The 19,406-nt window shown below is 69.0% G+C and carries 17 protein-coding genes; 12 read left to right on the forward strand and 5 right to left on the reverse strand.

All coding sequences use genetic code 11. The features are described from left to right. Positions 1-652: 652 nt before the first annotated feature. From C5C17_RS02345 to C5C17_RS02355, 3 genes are all read right to left on the reverse strand, one after another. Positions 653-1,807 carry a TerC family protein gene (locus tag C5C17_RS02345; RefSeq protein WP_104251786.1) on the reverse strand — a complete coding sequence of 385 codons (1,155 nt, stop codon included), beginning with the start codon at positions 1,805-1,807 and terminating at the stop codon, positions 653-655. A gap of 263 nt (positions 1,808-2,070) precedes the next feature. Continuing rightward, a complete protein-coding gene (locus C5C17_RS02350) occupies positions 2,071-3,171 on the reverse strand; it encodes a substrate-binding domain-containing protein (protein ID WP_104251787.1) in 1,101 nt (366 codons plus the stop codon). Then, entirely contained in the window at positions 3,168-5,411 is a 2,244-nt protein-coding gene (locus C5C17_RS02355) for a heparinase II/III family protein (RefSeq protein WP_104251788.1), read from the reverse strand. Before C5C17_RS02355 ends, C5C17_RS02350 begins: the two co-directional genes overlap by 4 nt. Before the next feature lie 190 nt (positions 5,412-5,601). On the opposite strand from C5C17_RS02355, the gene C5C17_RS02360 reads away from it, so the two are divergent. The 7 genes from C5C17_RS02360 to C5C17_RS02390 all read left to right on the forward strand — a co-directional run bounded on the left by C5C17_RS02360 (position 5,602) and on the right by C5C17_RS02390 (position 13,598). Continuing rightward, positions 5,602-7,560: a DUF2264 domain-containing protein gene (locus C5C17_RS02360; RefSeq protein WP_258065832.1), complete on the forward strand. Its 1,959-nt coding sequence runs from the start codon at positions 5,602-5,604 to the stop codon at positions 7,558-7,560. Between the two features lie 63 nt (positions 7,561-7,623). Then, the gene (locus C5C17_RS02365; RefSeq protein ID WP_104251789.1) at positions 7,624-8,916 is read left to right on the forward strand and encodes an ABC transporter substrate-binding protein; all 1,293 of its coding nucleotides are present in this window, start codon (positions 7,624-7,626) and stop codon (positions 8,914-8,916) included. 63 nt (positions 8,917-8,979) lie between these two features. Beyond that, positions 8,980-9,927 carry a carbohydrate ABC transporter permease gene (locus C5C17_RS02370; RefSeq protein ID WP_104251790.1) on the forward strand — a complete coding sequence of 316 codons (948 nt, stop codon included), beginning with the start codon at positions 8,980-8,982 and terminating at the stop codon, positions 9,925-9,927. Further along, entirely contained in the window at positions 9,927-10,841 is a 915-nt protein-coding gene (locus C5C17_RS02375; protein WP_208851778.1) for a carbohydrate ABC transporter permease, read from the forward strand. Before C5C17_RS02370 ends, C5C17_RS02375 begins: the two co-directional genes overlap by 1 nt. Positions 10,842-10,844: 3 nt before the next feature. Then, a complete protein-coding gene (locus C5C17_RS02380) occupies positions 10,845-11,507 on the forward strand; it encodes a ferredoxin-NADPH reductase (protein WP_104251791.1) in 663 nt (220 codons plus the stop codon). A gap of 32 nt (positions 11,508-11,539) precedes the next feature. Then, a complete protein-coding gene (locus C5C17_RS02385) occupies positions 11,540-12,709 on the forward strand; it encodes a glycoside hydrolase family 88 protein (RefSeq protein ID WP_104251792.1) in 1,170 nt (389 codons plus the stop codon). Positions 12,710-12,737: 28 nt separating this feature from the next. Then, positions 12,738-13,598: a fumarylacetoacetate hydrolase family protein gene (locus C5C17_RS02390; RefSeq protein ID WP_104251793.1), complete on the forward strand. Its 861-nt coding sequence runs from the start codon at positions 12,738-12,740 to the stop codon at positions 13,596-13,598. 48 nt (positions 13,599-13,646) lie between these two features. Here C5C17_RS02390 and C5C17_RS02395 read toward each other — a convergent pair whose 3' ends face one another. After that, positions 13,647-13,907 (reverse strand): hypothetical protein, encoded by a 261-nt coding sequence (locus tag C5C17_RS02395; protein ID WP_104251794.1) that lies wholly within the window; start codon positions 13,905-13,907, stop codon positions 13,647-13,649. Between the two features lie 133 nt (positions 13,908-14,040). Between C5C17_RS02395 and C5C17_RS02400 the strand changes: the two genes are divergently transcribed. Then, positions 14,041-15,588, forward strand: coding sequence for an FAD-dependent oxidoreductase (locus C5C17_RS02400; protein WP_104251795.1), 1,548 nt, complete (start codon positions 14,041-14,043; stop codon positions 15,586-15,588). A gap of 226 nt (positions 15,589-15,814) precedes the next feature. Continuing rightward, the gene (locus C5C17_RS02405; RefSeq protein WP_104251796.1) at positions 15,815-16,159 is read left to right on the forward strand and encodes a hypothetical protein; all 345 of its coding nucleotides are present in this window, start codon (positions 15,815-15,817) and stop codon (positions 16,157-16,159) included. A gap of 74 nt (positions 16,160-16,233) precedes the next feature. Here C5C17_RS02405 and C5C17_RS02410 read toward each other — a convergent pair whose 3' ends face one another. Continuing rightward, positions 16,234-16,566, reverse strand: coding sequence for a hypothetical protein (locus C5C17_RS02410; RefSeq protein ID WP_104251797.1), 333 nt, complete (start codon positions 16,564-16,566; stop codon positions 16,234-16,236). Positions 16,567-16,809: 243 nt separating this feature from the next. Here C5C17_RS02410 and C5C17_RS02415 point away from each other — a divergent pair, with 243 nt between their 5' ends. The 3 genes from C5C17_RS02415 to C5C17_RS02425 all read left to right on the forward strand — a co-directional run bounded on the left by C5C17_RS02415 (position 16,810) and on the right by C5C17_RS02425 (position 19,364). Then, on the forward strand, positions 16,810-17,727 hold the full coding sequence (locus C5C17_RS02415; protein ID WP_104251798.1) for an ATP-grasp fold amidoligase family protein: 918 nt from the start codon (positions 16,810-16,812) through the stop codon (positions 17,725-17,727). A gap of 159 nt (positions 17,728-17,886) precedes the next feature. After that, positions 17,887-18,072: a hypothetical protein gene (locus C5C17_RS02420; protein WP_104251799.1), complete on the forward strand. Its 186-nt coding sequence runs from the start codon at positions 17,887-17,889 to the stop codon at positions 18,070-18,072. 410 nt (positions 18,073-18,482) lie between these two features. Further along, positions 18,483-19,364 (forward strand): manganese catalase family protein, encoded by an 882-nt coding sequence (locus C5C17_RS02425; RefSeq protein ID WP_104251800.1) that lies wholly within the window; start codon positions 18,483-18,485, stop codon positions 19,362-19,364. Positions 19,365-19,406: the final 42 nt, after the last annotated feature.

A 19,406-nucleotide genomic window follows, 5' to 3' on the forward strand; every position in this document is an offset into this window, starting at 1 on the left:
AGTGCTTGCTTCTCGGCGGTGCTAAAGGGCCGCTTGACTGGCAGCGTTGGTCGTGTTCTTCGAGGTGAGGCTCCGCCGCCCACGGCTCGCGTCTCCGCCACCCACGGCTCGCGTCTCCGCCACCCACGGCTCTTGTCTCCGCCTCGTGAAGCTTGCGGGGCGATCCGCCGCGCCGCATCCGCGCCGCATCCGTGCCGCATCCGCGCCGCATCCGCGTCGCTGCCAGTCAAATGGCCCTTCTGGGAAGTCCAGAAGGGCCATTTGGCTGGCAGTGCTTGCTTCTCGGCGGTGCTAAAGGGCCGCTTGACTGGCAGCGTTGGTCGTGTTCTTCGAGGTGAGGCTCCGCCGCCCACGGCTCGCGTCTCCGCCGCCCACGGCTCTTGTCTCCGCCTCGTGAAGCTTGCGGGGCGATCCGCCGCGCCGCATCCGCGCCGCATCCGCGTCGCTGCCAGTCGAATGGCCCTTCTGGGAAGTCCAGAAGGGCCATTTGGCTGGCAGTGACGACCGCTGAGACGACCGCTGAGACGACCGCTGAGACGACGGCTGAGCGACGCGAGGGGCCATTTGGCTGGCAGCGATCGACATCAGGCCGCGTTTCCGCCTGGGCGGGGTTTCTTCAGCCGCCGCGTTTCCGCCTGAGCGGCGCTTGCCGCTAGGCGTCGTTGGATCGCCCGCCGGTGCGGGTCGCGTCGCTCGAGGACGAGCTGGAAACGTGGCCCAAGGACGTGCCTGTGTGCGTGCGCGTGCTCGTGCGCGCATCCCGCGCATCCCGCGTATCCGCCTCCTCCGCCGCGTCCGCGGCCGTCTCGATGGGCTCGCCCTGCACCGTGGAGCGCTCGGACTTGCTGCGGTCGCCGCGCGTCTTGAGGAGGCTCGCGATGGTCGCGACCGCGATGGTCGCGCCGATGAACGTGAGCGAGAACCAGATCGGAATCTCGGGCACCCACAGCAGCGGCTCGCCGCCGTTGATGAACGGCACCTCGTTGACGTGCAGGGCGTGGAAGACGAGCTTCACGGCGATGAAGCCGAGGATGACGGCGAGGCCCTGGCTGAGGTAGACGAGGCGCTCAAGGAGTCCGCCGATGAGGAAGAACAGCTGGCGCAGGCCCATGAGGGCGAAGGCGTTCGCGGTGAACACGATGTACGCCTCGTTCGTGAGGCCGTAGATGGCGGGGATCGAGTCGAGCGCGAAGACCAGGTCGATGAAGCCGATCGCGACGATCGTGAGGAGCATCGGGGTGACCCAGCGCTTGCCGTCCTTCTTCACGGTCAGCTTGTCGCCGTGGTACTCGTCGGTGACGGGCAGGATGCGGCGCACGAAGCGCATGAACGCGTTGTTCGAGGGGTCGCCGTGGTCGCCCTTGATCTGCTGGTAGGCGAGGACGAACAGCAGCGCGCCGAACAGGTAGAAGACCCAGGAGAAGTTCTCGATGAGGGCGGCTCCGACGGCGATGAAGCCGCCGCGCATGATGAGGGCGATGACGATGCCGATCATCAGCACCTTCTGCTGGTAGATCTTCGGCACCGCGAAGCCGGACATGATGATGAGGAACAGGAAGAGGTTGTCGAGCGACAGTGCCTTCTCGGTCAGGTAGCCGGCGAAGTACTCGCCGCCGTAGCGCCAGTCGGTGACGAAGCCGATGCCGACGCCGAACAGCAGCGCTAGGCCGATGTAGAAGGCGGACCAGCGCGCGGATTCGCGGATGGTCGGCTCGTGTGGTTTCCGCACGTGGGCGAAGAACTCGTAGACGAAGAAGCCGATCGTCACGGCGATCGTGATCAGCCAGACGGTGGTGGTCACCTGCATGGGGGTACTCCAAAGGGGGGTTCGGTGTTCGACAGCGACACCAAGGTCTCCTCCGCTCGACCAGCACCTCGTGGGGGTGATGCTGGTGGAGCCGGCGCCCCGGAACGTGGAATCACGCTCGTATTGACGGGCACACCGCAGACGGGAGTACTCCCCTTGCTTCGGGAGATAGTAGACAGACTTCCGTAAAGGAAACCTGGGAGAACCCTTTCGAGCGGATGCGGATGCGGATGCGGTGCGGATGGGGACCCGCACCGCCCCGCTCAGATGGCTCTGGGCGGTGCCGTCGAGAGTCGCGAGTTGAAGCTCGGGCTGAGCACGGTGCGGTGCACGGGCCTCGACGGGTCGGCGATGCGCGCGAGGAGCGTCTCGACGGCGGCCCGCCCCAGCGACGATCGCGGCGGGGTCACGGCGGTCAGCGCGGGTGTGAACAGGTCGGCGACCTCGTCGTCGTACGCCACGACCGAGAGGTCGTCCGGCACGCTGAGCCCCCGCGCGAGGGCGACGTCGATGATCGCCATCGCCTCCCGGTCGGAGTGCACGAGCAGGGCGGTGACGCCGGCCTCGAGGACCGCGTCGAGCACCGCATCCACGGCCCCCGAGAAGCGCGGGTCGCGGCGGTCGGGCAGGATGCGCTCGACGTGCTCACCTGGCGTGAGGCCCAGCTCGCGGCAGGCGGCCGACCATCCGGCGATGATCTTGCGCGACGTTGGCGAGTTCCGCGAGATGAAGAGGCCCACTTTGCGGTGGCCGAGCTGCGCGAGGTGGCGGGCTGCGAGGACGGCGCCCAGGGCGTGGTCGGTGGTGACGGACTCCGCGGGTGTGCGGTCTGGGCCGACGACGGCATCGCGCTCGGCGAGCACGAACGGCAGCCCGGACTCGTGCAGCCACTCCATGACCTCGCGGGCATGGTCGGTGTCGGTGTTGGGGGCGACGACGAGACCGGTGACGCCCTCGTGCTCGACCATCCGCTCGAGCACGGGCCGCTCATCCTGCATCTCGTAGGAGGTGCCCCGCAGCAGCAGCTTCGCGCCCTGCTCGCGAGCCGCCTGCTCCATGCCTCGGATCACACGCGGCCAGTAGAAGTCGAGCGACGGCACGAGCACCCCGATGGTGTGCTGCGCGCCGTTCGTCGCCTGACGCGACTGCAGGGCCGGGGCGCCTTCGGGCGGGAGCACCGCGCCGCCGTGCACGCGCACCAGCAGGCCGTCCGATTCGAGCTGCTGCAGATCGCGGCGCAGCGTCACCGGGGTGACCTCGAGCTCGTCGGTCAGCTCGGCGACCCGCACCGCACCGGACGCGAGCAGCCGTTCGAGGATGAGGTCGCGCCGTTCGGCGGCGAGCCGTGATCCTTGTTCCATCATTCTGCGTCCCCCACAGCGTTCATGCCCCCGAAGGGCGGTGTCGAGTGCTCCTGGCGCACGGTGACGGTCATCGTTGACCGGTCGGCGACGTCGAGGTCGAGTCGCACGAGTCTAGGGCCCCACACGTCAGCGAGCATCGGGTCGTCGAGCTCGATCGGCGTGAGGGTCGCGGAGGCGGTGCCAGTCCAGGTGACGTGGACCCGCGTGCCGCCACCCAGAGGGGTGATGATGGCGCTGTCGTCACCTTGACTGTCAGGGGTGAGGGCCACGTCGCCGGCGAGCAGCAGCCGCAGTTGCGCCGGGGCGTGTGCGGCAGAGGAGGACGTCGAGTCGGCCGAGTCGGTCGCGTCGGTCGCGTCGGCGTCAGATGCGGAAAGTTGTGGCGAGGTGCTGTTCAGCTCCTCACGGACCGCGCTTGGCCACAACTCTGTGGAGCTCGCGGTCGTGGGTGCGGCGTCGTCGTCGGGTGAGAGTTGTGGCGAGGTGCTGTTCCCGGCGCTCGCAGATGCGCTGGGCCACAACTCTGTGGGGCTTGCGGGGACGGGTGCGGGTGCGGCAGCGCGCGCGGCATCGGCGGCAGCCCAGTGCCAGGCGTCGTGGATGCGCACCTCGGCGCGTTCGCGGTCGAGGGCCACCTCGCGGCGCCACGACTCGAGCCCATTGACGTCGTAGGCGCCGGCCAACTCGAGTTCGAGCGAGGGTCCGGCTCCCGTCTGCACGCTGACGACTTCCGCCGCGTACTCGCGCCCTGTCGGCTGCCCGCGCCCCGCGATGACCGGCACGTTGTGCCATTCGCTCTGCATGGGCCACAGCTCGTAGCGGCGCTCGCTGAAGGTGCGGGCGTCGTAGCTGGGGCGCCCGGCGTCGACGATGACCGGCACGCCGTCGGAGGCGACGAGGAACGTGCCGACGTCGTTGTGATTGTGGTTCTCGTCGTTGTGGCCGCCCTTGACCGCGACCGACAAGCCCGAAGACGAGCCGTCGTGCTCGCGGGCGACGAGCATCTGCGTGGAGGGGAGCCAGGTGGATGCGGGGGCCGGGGGAGCGGGTGGGGTCAGCTGCAGCCAGACCGCATCGGTGAGCCCGCGCAGCGCTCGCCCGAGCCCCTCGGCCTCGACGACCGCGGCCTCTGATGGGCGGCGGTGGGAGGCCGCGAACGCTTGCGCGTCCGCGTCTCCAGCGCGCACGGCCGCTCGGTGCAGGGAGTGCCATGGCTGGTCGCTGCTGGGCTTTGCCTGCCCGTCGGCGGCGTTCACGAACCAGCCGCCGCCGAGGTGCATGCGGTGCGGGAAGGCCACGGTCTCGCGCAGCGAGCGGATGCTGGGCACGGGGTCGAAGGCGCCACCGGTCGCGAAGGTGAGCAGGTCGAGGGCTTCGAGGAGGCGGCAGGCGCCGTTCCACCAGTAGGCGTAGCCCTCGTCGATGGCCCCGTCTTCTGGGAGCACGGCGACGTAGCGGTCGAGCCCTTCGACGACGAGTTCCAGGATGCGCGCGCGTTCGGCGGCCTCGCTCGGAGCGTCGAGCAGTCGGAGGGCGGCGACGAGCACGTTGCCGTGGATCCACGGGTTCCAGTTGTGCGCGTCCCCGTCGAGGCCGAGCCAGTGCCAGTCGCGGCGCCGCTCGAACGGCTCGAAGACGCGCACGCGAGCTTCGTGGCGGATGCGGGCCCGCACGCCCGGGTAGTGCGCGTCGAGCTGGTCGCCGAGCAGCTGGTCGATCCAGGCGAGCTGGCCGACGACTTCGCCGGCGCCGAGGTCGAGGTAGGGGTCGGTGAGTGTTGCGAGCACTGAGCCGTGCCGGGCGAACGTGTCGTCGTGGGCGGGCCAGCACCAGGTGCTCTGCTCGCAGAGCAGGATGACGCCGTCGACGACCTCGGTGAGCAGCGACGGGTCGGCCGCAGCGGCGACCACGGTGCGGGTCAGGCGTTCCTGGCGCGCGAAGGCGGGTGTCTCCCAGGCGATCCGATTGCCGTCGCCGTGGTACCTGGCGGCGTCGCTCGCCCGCGGTTGTGGCCATGGCGTGCCCTGTTCGGCGGTGGCGCGTTCGGTCATGTCTGCGAGGGTGCGCGCGTCGGGTAGCCCGGCGTGCCAGGTGGATGCGGGTGGCACGGGGAGCGCGTGGTCGGGATCGGCGATGACCTCGTCAAGGCTCCGGCCGTCGAGCTGCTCGTCGAGGGTGCGCGAGAGGGGGCCACGGAACGCGGTGTCGCTCTGCACGGGAATGTCCGTGGTGTCTGTCATCGTCGACCTACTTCTCGGGGGTGGTGCTCGCCGCTGCTGCGGTGATGGTGGTGCCGCACGAATCGATCGTAAACGATCATGTACGATCATAACCGCATTGTTGTGATCGAGATTGATTGCTACTCTTTCGAAACGTCACCACCCCGGGGTGACCACTCGAACCCCCGGACGGCAATTCAAAGGAGAATCCGTGTCCACTGCATTCACGCCTGAAGCGCCCGCCGCTGCGGTGCCGCCAGCGTCGCAGCGAGCATGGACCCGCGACGACTGGACCGGCTACGCCGACCGCCTCCTCGCGGGCGCCATGGCCTGGTCCTCTCCGGGCAAGGGGCGCATCACCCCTCCCGGCGCCGAGGGTGGCTACGGTCACGACATCGACGGCCTCGAGGGCTTCGCCCGCACGTTCCTGCTGGCCGGCTTCCGCATCGCGGGGGAGCGGGGTCAGGGCGTCGACGACCTCATCTCCTTCTTCTCCGAGGGCATTCGCACGGGCGTCGACCCGGACGCGGCCGACCGCTGGGTCCGCCTCGAAGAGCACCCGCAGGCCAAGGTCGAGGCGGCGTCGCTCGCCCTCATCCTCGATCTCACCCGCCCCTGGATCTGGGATGCGCTCGACGAGCTCACGCGGCAGCGCGTCATCGGCTACTTCGCCCCGGCCGTCGGCGACGACACCTACCCGCGCACGAACTGGCTCTGGTTCCGCCTCGTCGTGCAGACCTTCCTCCGCTCCGTCGGCGGCCCCTGGTCGCCGGAGGACGTCACCGCCGACCTCGCCCTGCACGACTCGTTCGTGCGCGCCGACGGCTGGCTCTCCGACGGGGAGGAGCGCTCCTACGATCACTACGTCGGCTGGGCGCTGCACATCTACCCGGTCCTCTGGTCGCGGATGCGCGGGGCCGGTGAGCTCGCGGGCGATCGCCTCGCCGGCGATGTCGCCGCTCTCGACCGCTTCCTGCAGGACGCCGTGCACCTCATCGGGGGTGACGGCTCGCCGCTCCTGCAGGGACGCAGCCTCATCTACCGCTTCGCGGCCGCGGCCCCCTTCTGGGTGGGCGCGCTCGCGGAGGTTCCCTCGGTCTCGCTCGGCGCGCTCCGCCACGCGGCGGAGAACGTCGTCTCGCACTTCGCCGAGCGCGGAGTGCCGGATGAGCGCGGCCTCCTCACGATGGGCTGGCTCGGAGAGTGGCGCCAGCTGGCGCAGGCCTACTCCGGCCCTGCTTCCCCGTACTGGGCCTCGAAGGGCCTGCTTGGCATCCTTCTCCCCGCCGATCACCCCGTCTGGGCCGCCGAGGCCGAGCCGCTCCCCGTCGAGCGGGGCGACTTCGTGCGCACGATCACTGCCCCCGGCTGGGTCGTGACCGGCACGAAAAGTGACGGGATCGTGCGCATCGCCAACCACGGCACCGACCATGCGAAGCCGGATACCCTCGTCGGCGACTCGCCCCTCTACGCCCGCATCGCCTACTCGAGCGCCACCAGCCCGCTGCTCGACGACGCCGCCTGGCACGAACCCCTCGAGCAGTCGGTCGCGCTCGTCGAGAGCGCCACCACGGGCAAGGACGCCACCGCAGGCACCGAGACCGCCACGCACCGCGCCGCGATGGAGCTCCTCGCGACGACCACCGACGGTGACGCCGGCGTGGCCGCATCCACCTGGCTCGCCCACACGCTGGTTCCGAACGCGAAGCAGCAGCGCCACGGCTCCGGCCTCGACGGCGAAGCGACGGTCGTCGCCCGCCTCACCGTCGTCTCGGTGGTGCGCGGCGCCGAAGAGGTGCGCCTCGCCCGCGTCACCGACTTCGCCGCCGGCATCGACGAGAACGACTGGATGCTGCGCTGGGGTGGCTGGCCCGTCACGAGCCGACAGGATGCGCAGATCACGAGCGCCCTCCGCGGCCTGACGGCCGGCACCACGGCACGGACGGTCACCCGGACGGACGCGAGCCCGCTCGGCGCATCCACCGCGGTGCCCGTGCTCGACGCCCCAGTCGAAACCGGCACCTGGGCCGCCGCCCACCTCACGCTGGCGGGCGCTGACCACACCCCAAGCCTCACCACCGGCGTCGATCTCACGCACGAGCTCGCCGCCATCACCTGGTCAGACGGTGCGCACAGCACCGTCGACCTCACCAACTACCGCCTCTCGTAGCCCGGGCGTCGGTTTTCAGGGATCCGAAGCGGGTCCCGTTCATTGCAGCAAAGGAGCAGCACCATGAAGAAGCGCACCATGATCGCCACTGCGGGCCTCGCCGCCGCCGCACTGGCCCTCACCGGATGCAGCGGTGGCGGGAGCGTCGACCCAGACGGCCCCATCACGCTGTCGGTGTCGGGCTGGAGCGTCGCATCCACCCCCGAGTTCCAGCTGCTGGCGGACGGCTTCACGGAGAAGTACCCCGACGTGACCGTCGAGGTCATCGACTACGACCCCGCCGAGTACAACACGCTGATCACGGCTGACCTCGCGGCCGGTTCGGGCCCCGACATCATCACGCAGAAGGAGACGAAGTTCGTCACCACCTTCCAGGAAGGCGGACAGCTGCTCGACGTGTCCGACATCGAGCTGCCTGAGGGCATCAGCGGCGCTACGTCGTACGAGATCGACGGCACCACGTGGGCGACCCCGTACCGCCAGGACTCGTGGGTGCTCTACTACAACAAGGCCCTCTTCGACCAGGCGGGCGTCGCCTACCCAGACGGCAGCTGGACCTGGGACGACTACGTCGAGAACGCCGACCTCCTGACGCAGAACCTCACCGCAGCAGGCTCGACCGCCAAGGGCGCGCACCAGCACAGCTGGCAGTCGACCGTCCAGGGCTTCGCCAACGCGCAGGCTGACGGCGATATCTTCAGCGGAGAGTACGACTACTTCGAGAAGTACTACGACAACTCCCTGAAGCTGCAGGACGACGGCGCGCAGGCCTCCTTCAACACGGTCACGGCCAACAAGCTCACCTACCAGGGCGAGTTCGGCAAGCAGAAGGCCGCGATGATCCCCATGGGCTCGTGGTTCGTGGCGACGCTCATCTCGCAGCAGGCGGCCGGCGAGGCCGACGACTTCGAGTGGGGCATCGCACCCGTGCCGCAGATGGATGCATCCACCGCCGGTCTCGAGAACACGCCCATCACCTTCGGTGACCCTGCCGGCTTCGGCATCAACGCCAACATCGACGAGGGCAAGACGCAGGCCGCCAAGGACTTCCTCGCCTACGCAGCAAGCGAAGAGGCAGCCACGAAGCTCGCCGGCATCGGCATCACCCCGGCGCTCCTGAGCGACCCCGTCGTCGAGGCGTACTTCGGCGTCGAGGGCGCCCCGCAGGACGAACTCTCCTCGTTCGCCGTGCAGACGCACGAGACGCTCCCCGAGAGCCCGACCAACTCGAAGACCGCGGCCGTCCAGAACATCCTGAACGACATGCACTCCTCGATCCTCTCCGGCTCCAAGTCGGTCAAGGACTCCATCACGGAAGCCGAGACCCGAGTCGCCAACGAAGTCGGCCTCGACTAACCCCTCTCGTCGGTCGGCCGGTGCTCTCTCACCGGCCGACCGGCACCTCTCTCCAGGAGAATCATGACCACCACAACGGAACCGGCGCAGCCCAAGGCCGCGCCGGAGGGCCTGTCGCCCGAGGCGCGCAAGCTGCGCAACCGCTCACGGCTGAAGCGGACGCTCGTCGGCTGGAGCTTCATCCTCCCGAACTTCCTCGGGTTCGCCACGCTGACGCTCGTGCCCGTCATCGTGCTGTTCTACATGTCTCTCACGAACTGGAACATCTTCGGCACGTCCACGTTCGTCGGCTTCGACAACTTCACCCGCCTCATGGGCGACGGCAGCTTCCAGGTCGCGTTCGGCAACACCATCTACTACTCGGTGCTGCACATCCCGCTCACGATCGTCGTGTCGCTCGGGCTCGCGCTGCTGCTCAACAACAAGCTCCGCGGCGTCGCGTTCTTCCGCACCGCCGCGTTCTTCCCCTACATCACGTCGATCGTCGCGATCGCGCTCGTCTGGAACCTGCTCTTCAGCCCGGACTTCGGCCCCATCAACGAGGGCCTGCGCCTCATCGGCATCGACAACCCGCCAGGCTGGCTCACCTCCACGGAGTGGGCGATGCCCGCCGTGGTCATCATCAGCACATGGCGCGACATGGGCTACTACATGGTGCTCTTCCTCGCCGCGCTGCAGACAGTGCCGCCCGAGCTGCACGAGGCGGCCCGCGTCGACGGCGCGAACGCCTGGCAGCGCTTCTGGAACGTGACGCTTCCCTGCCTGCGCCCGACGATGTTCTTCGTCACCGTCATGCTGACGATCAACTCGCTGAAGATCTTCGACCTCATCCTCGTGCTCACCGAGGGCGGGCCGGGCCAGTCGACGACCGTCATCTCCCAGTTCATCTACCGCAAGGGCTTCGAGGAGAACGAGTTCGGATACGCGTCAGCGGCCTCCGTCGTGCTGTTCCTGCTCTGCATCGTCGTCACGATCATCCAGTTCATGTGGAACAAGCGGAAGGACAGCTGATGTCCCAGACCATGGCAGTCGTCCTCCCCGAGGAGACCACGACCCCCCTCTCGACCGACCACGTCGAGCCCGCGAAGCCCGCCGGCAAGAAAGAGCACAAGCTCGCTCGCGCGCTGCTCTACGTCATCCTCATCGTCGCCGCGGCCGCGATGCTCACGCCGTTCTTCTGGATGATCATGAGCTCGCTCAAGGAGGCCAACGCGGTCTTCTCGGTGCCGGTCCAGTGGATCCCTGAGGTCTTCGTGTGGCAGAACTACGTCGATATCTGGACCAAGTCGGACATCATGACGTGGATCGGCAACACGATGATCCTGTCCGTCACCGTCACGGCCCTGCAGGTGCTCACGGGCTCGTTCGCCGCCTACGGCTTCTCGCGAATCAAGTTCCCCGGCCGCGACGTGCTGTTCCTCCTGTACGTCGGCACGATCGCCGTGCCGTGGCAGTCGTACATGATCCCGCAGTTCATCCTGCTGTCGAACGCGAACCTCTCGAACACCCTCTGGGCGATCATCCTGCTGCAGGCGTTCGGCGCCTTCGGGGTGTTCCTCATGAAGCAGTTCTACGAGACCATCCCCATGGAGCTCTCCGAGGCGGCCCGCCTCGACGGGCTCAGCGAGTACGGCATCTGGCGGCGCATCATGCTGCCGCTGTCGATCCCGGCCATCGCGAGCCTCTCCCTGCTGACGTTCGTGAACACCTGGAACGACTACCTCGGACCGCTCATCTACCTGCGCGACCCGAGCCTGTGGACCATGCAGCTGGGCCTCAAGAACTTCGTCTCGAGCCTCTACGACGTCGACTACGGCGTGCTCTTCGCGGGCCTCACCATCTCGGTGCTGCCCATCGCGATCGTGTTCCTCCTCGGCCAGCGGTACTTCGTCGAGGGCATCGCGACCAGCGGGATGAAGGGCTAGGCCATGAAGCGCATCTCGCACGGCGTCTACGCGACGGCGTTCAACGTCACCTACCTGGCGCTCGCCGTCAACCTGATGCTCGCGGTCATGAGCCTGCCGTTCCTCGTGCTGCTCGTGACCACCGACCCGTCGCTGTCGTGGCCGCTGCTCGCGGCGAGCGCGGCGCTCACAGGGCCGGGCATCGCGGGCGCGTTCGCGACCTTCCGTGCGAATGCGGAGGGTGACACCGACGTGATCCGCGCGTTCATCAGCGGGGTGCGCCGCACCTGGAAGCGGGCGCTCGTGATCTCGGCGGTCACGTCCGCCGTCGTCACGGTCGCGCTCGTGGATGTGTTCGTGCTCGTCCCGACGGGCATCGGCGTCCTCCTCGTGCCCCTGCTCGTCGTCGTCACGATCCTGACGCTCGCGACCGCGGCGGTGACGCTCGTCGCCATCACGCAGGCCGAGGACACGCGCCTGCTCACCCTGGCGCGCGCATCCCTCTTCCTCGCCGTGCACCGCTGGCCGCTGACCTTCGCGTCGTTCGCGATCGTCGGCGTCCAAGCCGCCGTGCTCACGGCGGCACCGGCCATCGCCATCGGCATCACCACCGCCGCCTGTCTCTACGTCGTCTGGGCTGGCGGACGCTACACCCTGCAGCAGGCACCCGCGCGCGTCGCGGCCTGATCGACCTCTCGAACTCTCACGAAGGAACACCCATGACTTTCGCGCCCGCATCCACCTCCGTGGAGAACGCGCTGGCAGCGGCCACGGACACCGTTCGACGCAACATCGAAGCGTTCGGCGCCGCCTACCCGGACGACACGACCAGCGACAACAAGTACCCGCTGCGCCCCGCGACCGACCTCTTCGCGGAAGGCGCGAACCGTGGCTGGACCACCAGCTTCTGGCCGGGCATGATGTGGCTCGCCGGCGACGTCACGGGCGACGCCGACTTCCACGAGGCCGCGCTTGCGCACGCCGCCGACTTCGAGCGGCGCCTGTACGCAGACGAGGACCTCGAGACGCACGACCTCGGCTTCCTCTACTCGCTCTCCGTCGTCACAGCGTGGAAGCAGACCGGCGACGAGCGTTGGCGCACGGCCGGCATCAAGGCGGGCGAGCGCCTCATGACGCGCTTCCTCGAGCCGGCCGGCATCCTGCAGGCCTGGGGCGACCTCAGCGACCCCGCGCAGCGGGGCCGCGCCATCATCGACAGCCTCATGAACATGCCCCTGCTCAGCTGGGTGGGCGAGCAGACGGGCGACCCCCGGTATGCGGATGCGGTGCGCCGGCACACGGAGCAGCTGCGCACGCAGATCTTCCGTGCCGACGACTCCACGTTCCACACGTTCTACTGGGATGCGGAGACCGGCGAGCCCCTGCGCGGCGGCACCGAGCAGGGTGCGTTCGACGAGTCGTGCTGGGCGCGCGGCGAGGCGTGGGGCATCTACGGCTTCGCGCTCAACTCACAGACGGTCGGCGACCCGCGGCAGCTCGAGGCGGCCTGGCGGTGCGCCGACTACTACCTGGCGCACCTGCCGAGCGACGGCATCCCGTACTGGGACCTCGTGTACGCCGAGGGCAGCGATGCGCCCCGGGACAGCTCGGCCGCCGCGATCGCCGCGTGCGGGTTCTTCGAGCTCGCCGCCGTCGAGCCCGACCCCGAGCGCTCCGCTCGCGCGCTCCAGGCGGCGCACGCGCAGATCGACGCGCTCATCGCCGAAGCCACCCCGCAGCCGCCCGAGTCGTCCGACGCGCTCCTCCTGCACGGCGTCTATGACCTGCCGAAGCTCGTCGGCGTCGACGAGGGAACCCTCTGGGGCGACTACTTCTACCTCGAGGCGCTGACCCGCGCCTCCCGCCCCGACTGGAAGCGCTACTGGTGAGCGGCGGATTGAGCGAGGGAGTCTCCGCATGAGGATCGTCACCTGGGACCGCGCTGGTGTCAGCGTGCCCGCAGCGCTCGTCGACTCGGGCGGCGGCGACCGGCTGGTCGACCTGTCCGGGGTCGTCGCCTCGACGCTCGAGCTGCTCACGGATGAGGGGGCGCTGGCGGATGCACGTGCCGTCGTCGACGCGGCTGACCCGTCCAGCCTTCCCGCGCGCGACGGCGAGCGACTGCTCGCGCCGGTCTCACCGCGCGTGCTGCTGTGCATCGGCTACAACTACCGCGGCCACGTGGTCGCGGGCGGAGAAGGCCAGCCCGACCCCGAGCATCCGGACGTGTTCGTGAAGACCGCCAACACGACGCTCGGGCCGGACGACGCCGTCGTCCTGCCGCCGCAGAGCGACGACGTCGACTACGAGGGCGAGATCGGGGTCGTCATCGGGCGCACGGCGGCCGCCGTCTCCGCGGAGGACGCCCTCGACCACGTCGCCGGCTACACGCTGGTCAACGACGTCTCGGCCCGCGACTGGCAGAACCGCACGAGCCAGTGGACCCTCGGCAAGTGCTTCGACGGCTTCGCGCCCATCGGGCCGGCGATCGTGACGGCCGACGAGATCGCGGACCCCGCAGACCTGCTCGTCGAGGTCATCCGCGACGGGAAGACGACCGTCTCGCAGAGCACGTCGACGCTCATCTTCCCGTTCGCGGAGATCGTGTCATACGTCTCGCAGTCCATCACGCTTCAGCCGGGCGACGTCATCGCAACCGGTTCGCCGCAGAAGCTGCCGGATGCCCTGCGAGAGCACCGTGCACTCGCCGACGGGGACTCCGTGCGCATCCGCGTGGCCGGTATCGGGGAGCTCGTGACGGTGTTCCGCAGCGCCTGAGAGCCGCGGCCGCTCACGCCGCTCACGCCGCTCACGCCGCTCCCGCCGCTACGGCGTCGGCGTCTCGCTCATCGAGGGGGTCGGCGTCGGCGAGTCGGTCATCGACTCGGTCTCCTCGGGATCGGGGGAGACCGTCATCGTGTCGTCCTCGTCCGCGGTCTCCTCGGTCGTCGAAGTCGGCACCCCGGTGTCGGGGGAGATCGGGCTCTGCACGACCTCGTCGCCACCGCAACCGGCCAGCAGGAGGGAAGCAGCGAGCGCCGCGGAGGCGGCGAGGGCAGTCCGTAGGGTCTTGGATGTTGGTGTCATGCATCCAGTGAAGACAAGCCACCTGGGAAGTCCGTTCCCCTTGACACGGTGACCTGCGCTCGTTCTCACCGACCTCATCCGCCCGGAGTCAATACTGACGGGAAACTCGGGTTGGGTTCCTAGCGTTGGCGCCATGAGCGAAGCGAAGCACGACTCTGAACGGCACGAAATCTGGACAGCCCTCGGGCAGCGGACGACCGAGCACCCCGAAGCACGGGGCGTGGAAGCCGACGAGGCCTACGACGTGCTGGTCGTCGGCGCTGGGATCACGGGGCTCACGAGCGCCGTGCTGCTCGCCGAGTCGGGCTTGCGGGTGGGCGTGCTGGAAGCGCATGACCTGGCCGCTTCTGCGACCGTCAACAGCACGGGCAAGCTCTCGCTGCTGCACGGCCAGACGCTGAGCTCGCTGCGGAGCAGGCGGGGTGATGAGGTCGCGGCCGCCTACGTGCAGGGCAATCTCGCCGCCATCGACTGGGCGAGGGCGTTCTGCGCGGCGCGGCAGGTGCCCATGCAGGAGCGCACCTCCATCCTCTTCGCTCGCACGGAGCAGGGCGTGAAGCAGGTGGCGCAGCAGCGGGAGGCGGCGGAAGCGCTCCGCCTTCCCGTGGGCGCCGAGGTCGCCGCGGAGCTGCCGTTCGAGATCCTCGACGCCGTCACCCTCGACGGCGGCCTGCAGCTCAACCCGTACGAACTGATCCTCGCGCTCGTCGAACGGGCGACCGAGCTCGGCGTGCACCTCTCCCTCAACACGCGAGTCACGGGCGTCGACCACCACCGCACGCACGTCGACGTGCACGCGAGCCGCGCCGGCCGCGACCTCTCCGTGCGCGGCGGGCACGTCATCATCGGGACCGGCTTCCCCATCGTCGACCGCAGCGCCGAGTTCACGACCCTCACCGCCTACCGCTCCTACGCGCTCGGCTTCGAGACCGGGATGCCGCTGCTCACCGGCATGTACCTGGGCCTCGACCGCGAGACCATCTCGCTGCGCGAGTACACCACCGCGGGACGACACCACCTCGTGGTCGGCGGGGCAGGCCACAAGGTCGGCGCCAGCGTCTCCTCCCGCGAGCGCGTGGATGCCCTCAGCCAGTGGGGTCAGGAGACGTTCGGGCTGGTGGCCCCCGAGAAGTACCGCTGGTCGGCGCAGGACTACGAGGAGCCGGACGCGGCACCGTCCTCTGGCGTCGCGAACCCGGTCCATCCGCGCATCCTCTACGCCACCGGTTACAACAAGTGGGGGCTCTCGAACGGCATCGCCGCAGCGCACGATCTGCGCGGCCGGATCCTCGACGAGCGAGCGGAATGGATGCACACGCTCTACGACCGGCGGGTCACCACTTCGAAGCTGGGCGGCCTGGTCGCCCGCGGCGCGGAGGTCGGCGTGACCGCGGTCGGCGACTGGGCGCGGGCGGAGCTCTCCTCGCCGGAGGCGTATCCGGCGGAGGGGGAGGGGAGCGTCGGTCGTTCTGGCGGTGTGCCGGTGGCCGTGAGCACGGTCGACGGGGTCACCCGCTCGGTGTCGGCGGTCTGCACGCACCTCGGCGGCGTCCTGCGTTGGAACGACGAGGACTGCTCGTGGGACTGCCCGCTGCACGCGTCCCGGTTCGCGCCTGATGGGACGCGGATCGAGGGGCCGGCGACGTCCGACCTCCCGTCTCGGGGCGTCGACGAGGCGTAGCCGCGCATCCCGGAGCACCGGAACGCGCGCCAGGGTAGCGGTGTCAGCGTCGTTGCGCCAGGAGAACGGCGCAATTGCTGGGCGGCGACAGACTAGAGGCACCCGTCGTCGGCTCCTGGCTCGATCCCCCGACTGGGCGTCCACGATGTGGGCCCCTGGGCCAGGGGCCGTCGTCGGGGTGATCTGAGCAGGTCAGCCCGATGCCCCCGACGCGAAGCCAGGTCCTATGCGCTCCCACCCGTTCCAGCTGCTCGCGTTCGACTCGAGCGCGCTGCGGTTGCCCACCGCGTTGCCTGCGGAGCCGCCGGTGGTCGCGGCGTTCCCGTCTTCCATCGATCTGATGGTCACGGGTGCCGTGGTGAGCGTGGCGGTGCTGTTCGTCGTCGGGGTCTGGGTCGCCGCGGCGATGCGGTTGCGCAGCGGACAGCGGATGTCACTGGATCTGGTTGGACGAGTGGAGCGGGCTCAGCGGATCAACCGTGCGGCCACCATCTCGACGCTGCTCGCCTCGGGCGCGATGATCGTGCTGCTTGTCGTGTGGGTGATCGTCAGCCTGGTCTGGCTGTCGTAGGCGCGGACCACACGGCCCGGGCCGGCCGGAAGGGAGAGCGGGAGCGACCTGGTGGGCCCTGCTGGCCCGCGCGGTCAGCGCGCGGGCCCGGGGATCTTCGCGCGCGTGCGACGGGCGACGACGGAGCTCACGCGACTGGTCGACGGCATCTCGCCGGTCGAGGCGCGACGGGTGGCCAGTTGCGCCTCGCCTTCGCAGCAGGCCGCGACGAGCGATTCGATCGCCCGCTCGAGCTGCACGTGCTGGCTGATCTCGATGCCGGTGTCCACGCGTGCGCCGCGGAGGACGACGTGCACGCCCTCGACGTCGACGATGAATCCGAGTGGCATCCCTTCGCGTTCGAGGGCGACGGTGCCTGCCGTGGTCTGCGTGAGTTCGTATCCGGTCAATGCGGAGATGGGAATCATGGGGGAGCTCCTCTGCCGTTCCCAGAAAGCGTGACGGGGCGGTCTGGGAGGAGCTTGGAGGTTCGCGGGTTTTCGACCGAGGTCGGCAGCTACATCGGCGAACGCACCACCATGACCAGGCATTTTGTCGCCAGCGGCGTCGTCGCTAGCTGATCCAAGAAATTTGCGCAAGCCCCTTGGGTAATCTGGTCGCACGGCAGGGCGTGACGCGGTTGACCGCGAGATGCGCGGCAAACTGGGCGGATGCGCGCACCGATCACCCCCTGGCGACGCCGGTTCCGTCGATGGCGCGAGCACAGTCGCCTCGTGCGCGTCTGGCGTCTCGCACGCACCGCAAATCCGGTGACGTTCACGGACAAGGTGCGCTCCAAGATGCTGCGCGATCGGCGGCAGCTCATCGTGACCTTCGCCGACAAGGCCGCCGTGCGGGGCTACGTGGAGGCGGCCGTCGGCGCGCGGTACCTCCCGAAGGCCTACGGGGTGCTCGACGACCCTCGCGAGCTGGAGGCCCTCGAGCTGCCTGAGTCGTACGTCGTCAAGCCGACGCACGGCTCCGGCGCCGTGGTCGTCGTCTCGCCCGCAGCGCCGGCAGAGGCGCGGCTGCCGGAAGCCAGATGGGGGTGGGTGTACGCGCACGTGCGTCCCGAGCATGCGAACCGGGAGCACCTCGCCGCCATCGGCGAGGGGTGGGTGTCGAAGCTGTACGGCCAAGGCCCCAACAAGGAGTGGGTGTACGGGCGGATGCCGCGCCGCGTGCTGGTCGAGGAGTTTCTCGTCGGCGAGGACGGCGCGGTGCCCGAGGACTTCAAGTTCTTCGTCTTCCACGGGGTGGTGCACTTCGTGCAGGTCGACGGCGGGCGGTTTGACGAGCGGACGCAGGACTTCTTCCGACCCGATTGGACGCACCTCGACATGTCCGGCGGTCTGCCCTGGCGGTCGCCGACTCCTCCTCGGCCCGCTCGACTTGACGAGATGCTGGAGATCGCGGCGAGACTTGGCGCGGAGACCGACTTCGTGCGCGTCGACCTGTACCACCTGCCGGATCGGGTCATCTTCGGAGAGCTGACGAACTACCCGGCCGGTGGCGACAGCCCCTTCGAGCCCGAGGGCTGGAACGCGGTCTTCGGCGAGCCCTGGAGGGTCCCGCGCCGCTACCGCTGAACCACACCCGCCCGCGCCCGCGCCCGCGGATCAGCGTGCGTCCGGGTGGCACCCAGGCGATCGCAGGATGCGCGGGGGAATGTGGGGTGCGTTCGGCTCCCGGCCGGGCACTCACGACCTCCACAGCACCGCGGCGGCTGCCGCACGGAAAGGACCACGATGTCGAACGCAGATGTTCACGGCTCGCATGATCTCGACGGCCCCGAAGAAGGAAGCGTCGGCGCAGGCGGCGCGACCGCTGACGGCGCGATCGACGAAGCCCTCGGCACGGACCAGCCCCTGACCTCGAACGAGGGCAGCGTCGGTGCGGGCGGCGCCAGCGCCGACGGGTCGCGCTCGGAGTAGCCGCAACCCACTTCACGCGACGAAGGGCCGGTCGTCAGCTCAGGCTGACGACCGGCCCTTCGTCGTGCCGGACCCGGAGCGGTAGTGGCCGCCAGCCTGCCCCGCCGTCGGCAAGCGCGGTCGTAGTCCTGGTGGTCACGGACGTCGTCCTCGCAACCTGCCGACCCTATCCAGACCGAACCGGTGACGTTCCGAACGTCCACTCACACTGCGTTCTCAGGCTCCGACCTCCGCGGGCGGATAGTGCCGTTGAACTGGCGTTTTCCTTCAGGGAGCGCGAGGGGTAACAGCAGGAGGCTGGAGGTTCAACCCCGTGTTTCGGCTGCGCGCACCGCGCCACGTTGGGTAGGCAGCTCGCGCCTCCGTGTCGAGCGAGCGACCCCAATGTCACCCCCAAGTGCGAGGAAGTCATGTTCTTTCACAAGCAGGAATTGCAGTTCAAGTCGAGTCCGTCGAAGCCAGATGCAGTGTTGGCGAAGCGGATGCAGGAGATCCTCGGCGGCCAGTACGGCGAGATCACCGTCGCGATGCAGTACGGCTTCCAGTCCTGGAACGCCCACGAGCCGGGCAAGTACCGCGACCTGCTCTACGGCATCGGTGCCGAGGAGTTCGGCCACGTCGAGATGATCGCGATCATGATCGCGCAGCTGCTCGAGAAGGCGCCCATCGAGCAGTCCGAGGCGGCCATCAAGGCAGACCCGGTCCTCGGTGCGGTCGTCGGCGGCACCGACATCCAGCAGGCCATCGTCGCAGGTGCCGGTGCACGCCCCGTCGACAGCAACGGCAACCCGTGGCAGGGCTCGTACATCACGGCGAGCGGCAACATGCTCGCCGACTTCACGGCCAACGCGAATGCGGAGATGCAGGGACGCGTGCAGGTCGCGCGTCTCTACAACATGACCGACGACCCCGGCGTGCGGGACATGCTCTCGTTCCTGCTCGCACGGGACACCATGCATCAGAACCAGTGGATTGCAGCGGCGAACGAGCTGCGCGCCGAAGGCAAGGAGGACCTGCCCGTGCCGAGCAACTTCCCGCTGAACAAGGAAGAGCGCGACGTGGCCTACCAGTACCTGAACTTCTCCGACGGCGCCGCGGCCAGCGACGGCACGTGGGCAAGCGGCCCGACCCCGGATGGGAAGGGCGAGTTCACGTACCACGAGGGGCCGACGACCAGCGTCCCCATGCCGCCCCCGACGGTGCCAGACGAGCGCTTCTACGGCACCACGCCTCTGCCCAACACGATGGAGAAGGTCGCCGGAGTGGTCAAGGACACCTTCAGCAAGAAGTAGCGACTCCCGTTCCAGTCCGCACGACGAAGCTCTGAAAGGAAC

It is taken from the genome of Pseudoclavibacter sp. RFBA6 (assembly GCF_002931575.1).
Taxonomy (GTDB): Bacteria; Actinomycetota; Actinomycetes; order Actinomycetales; family Microbacteriaceae; genus Pseudoclavibacter; species Pseudoclavibacter terrae.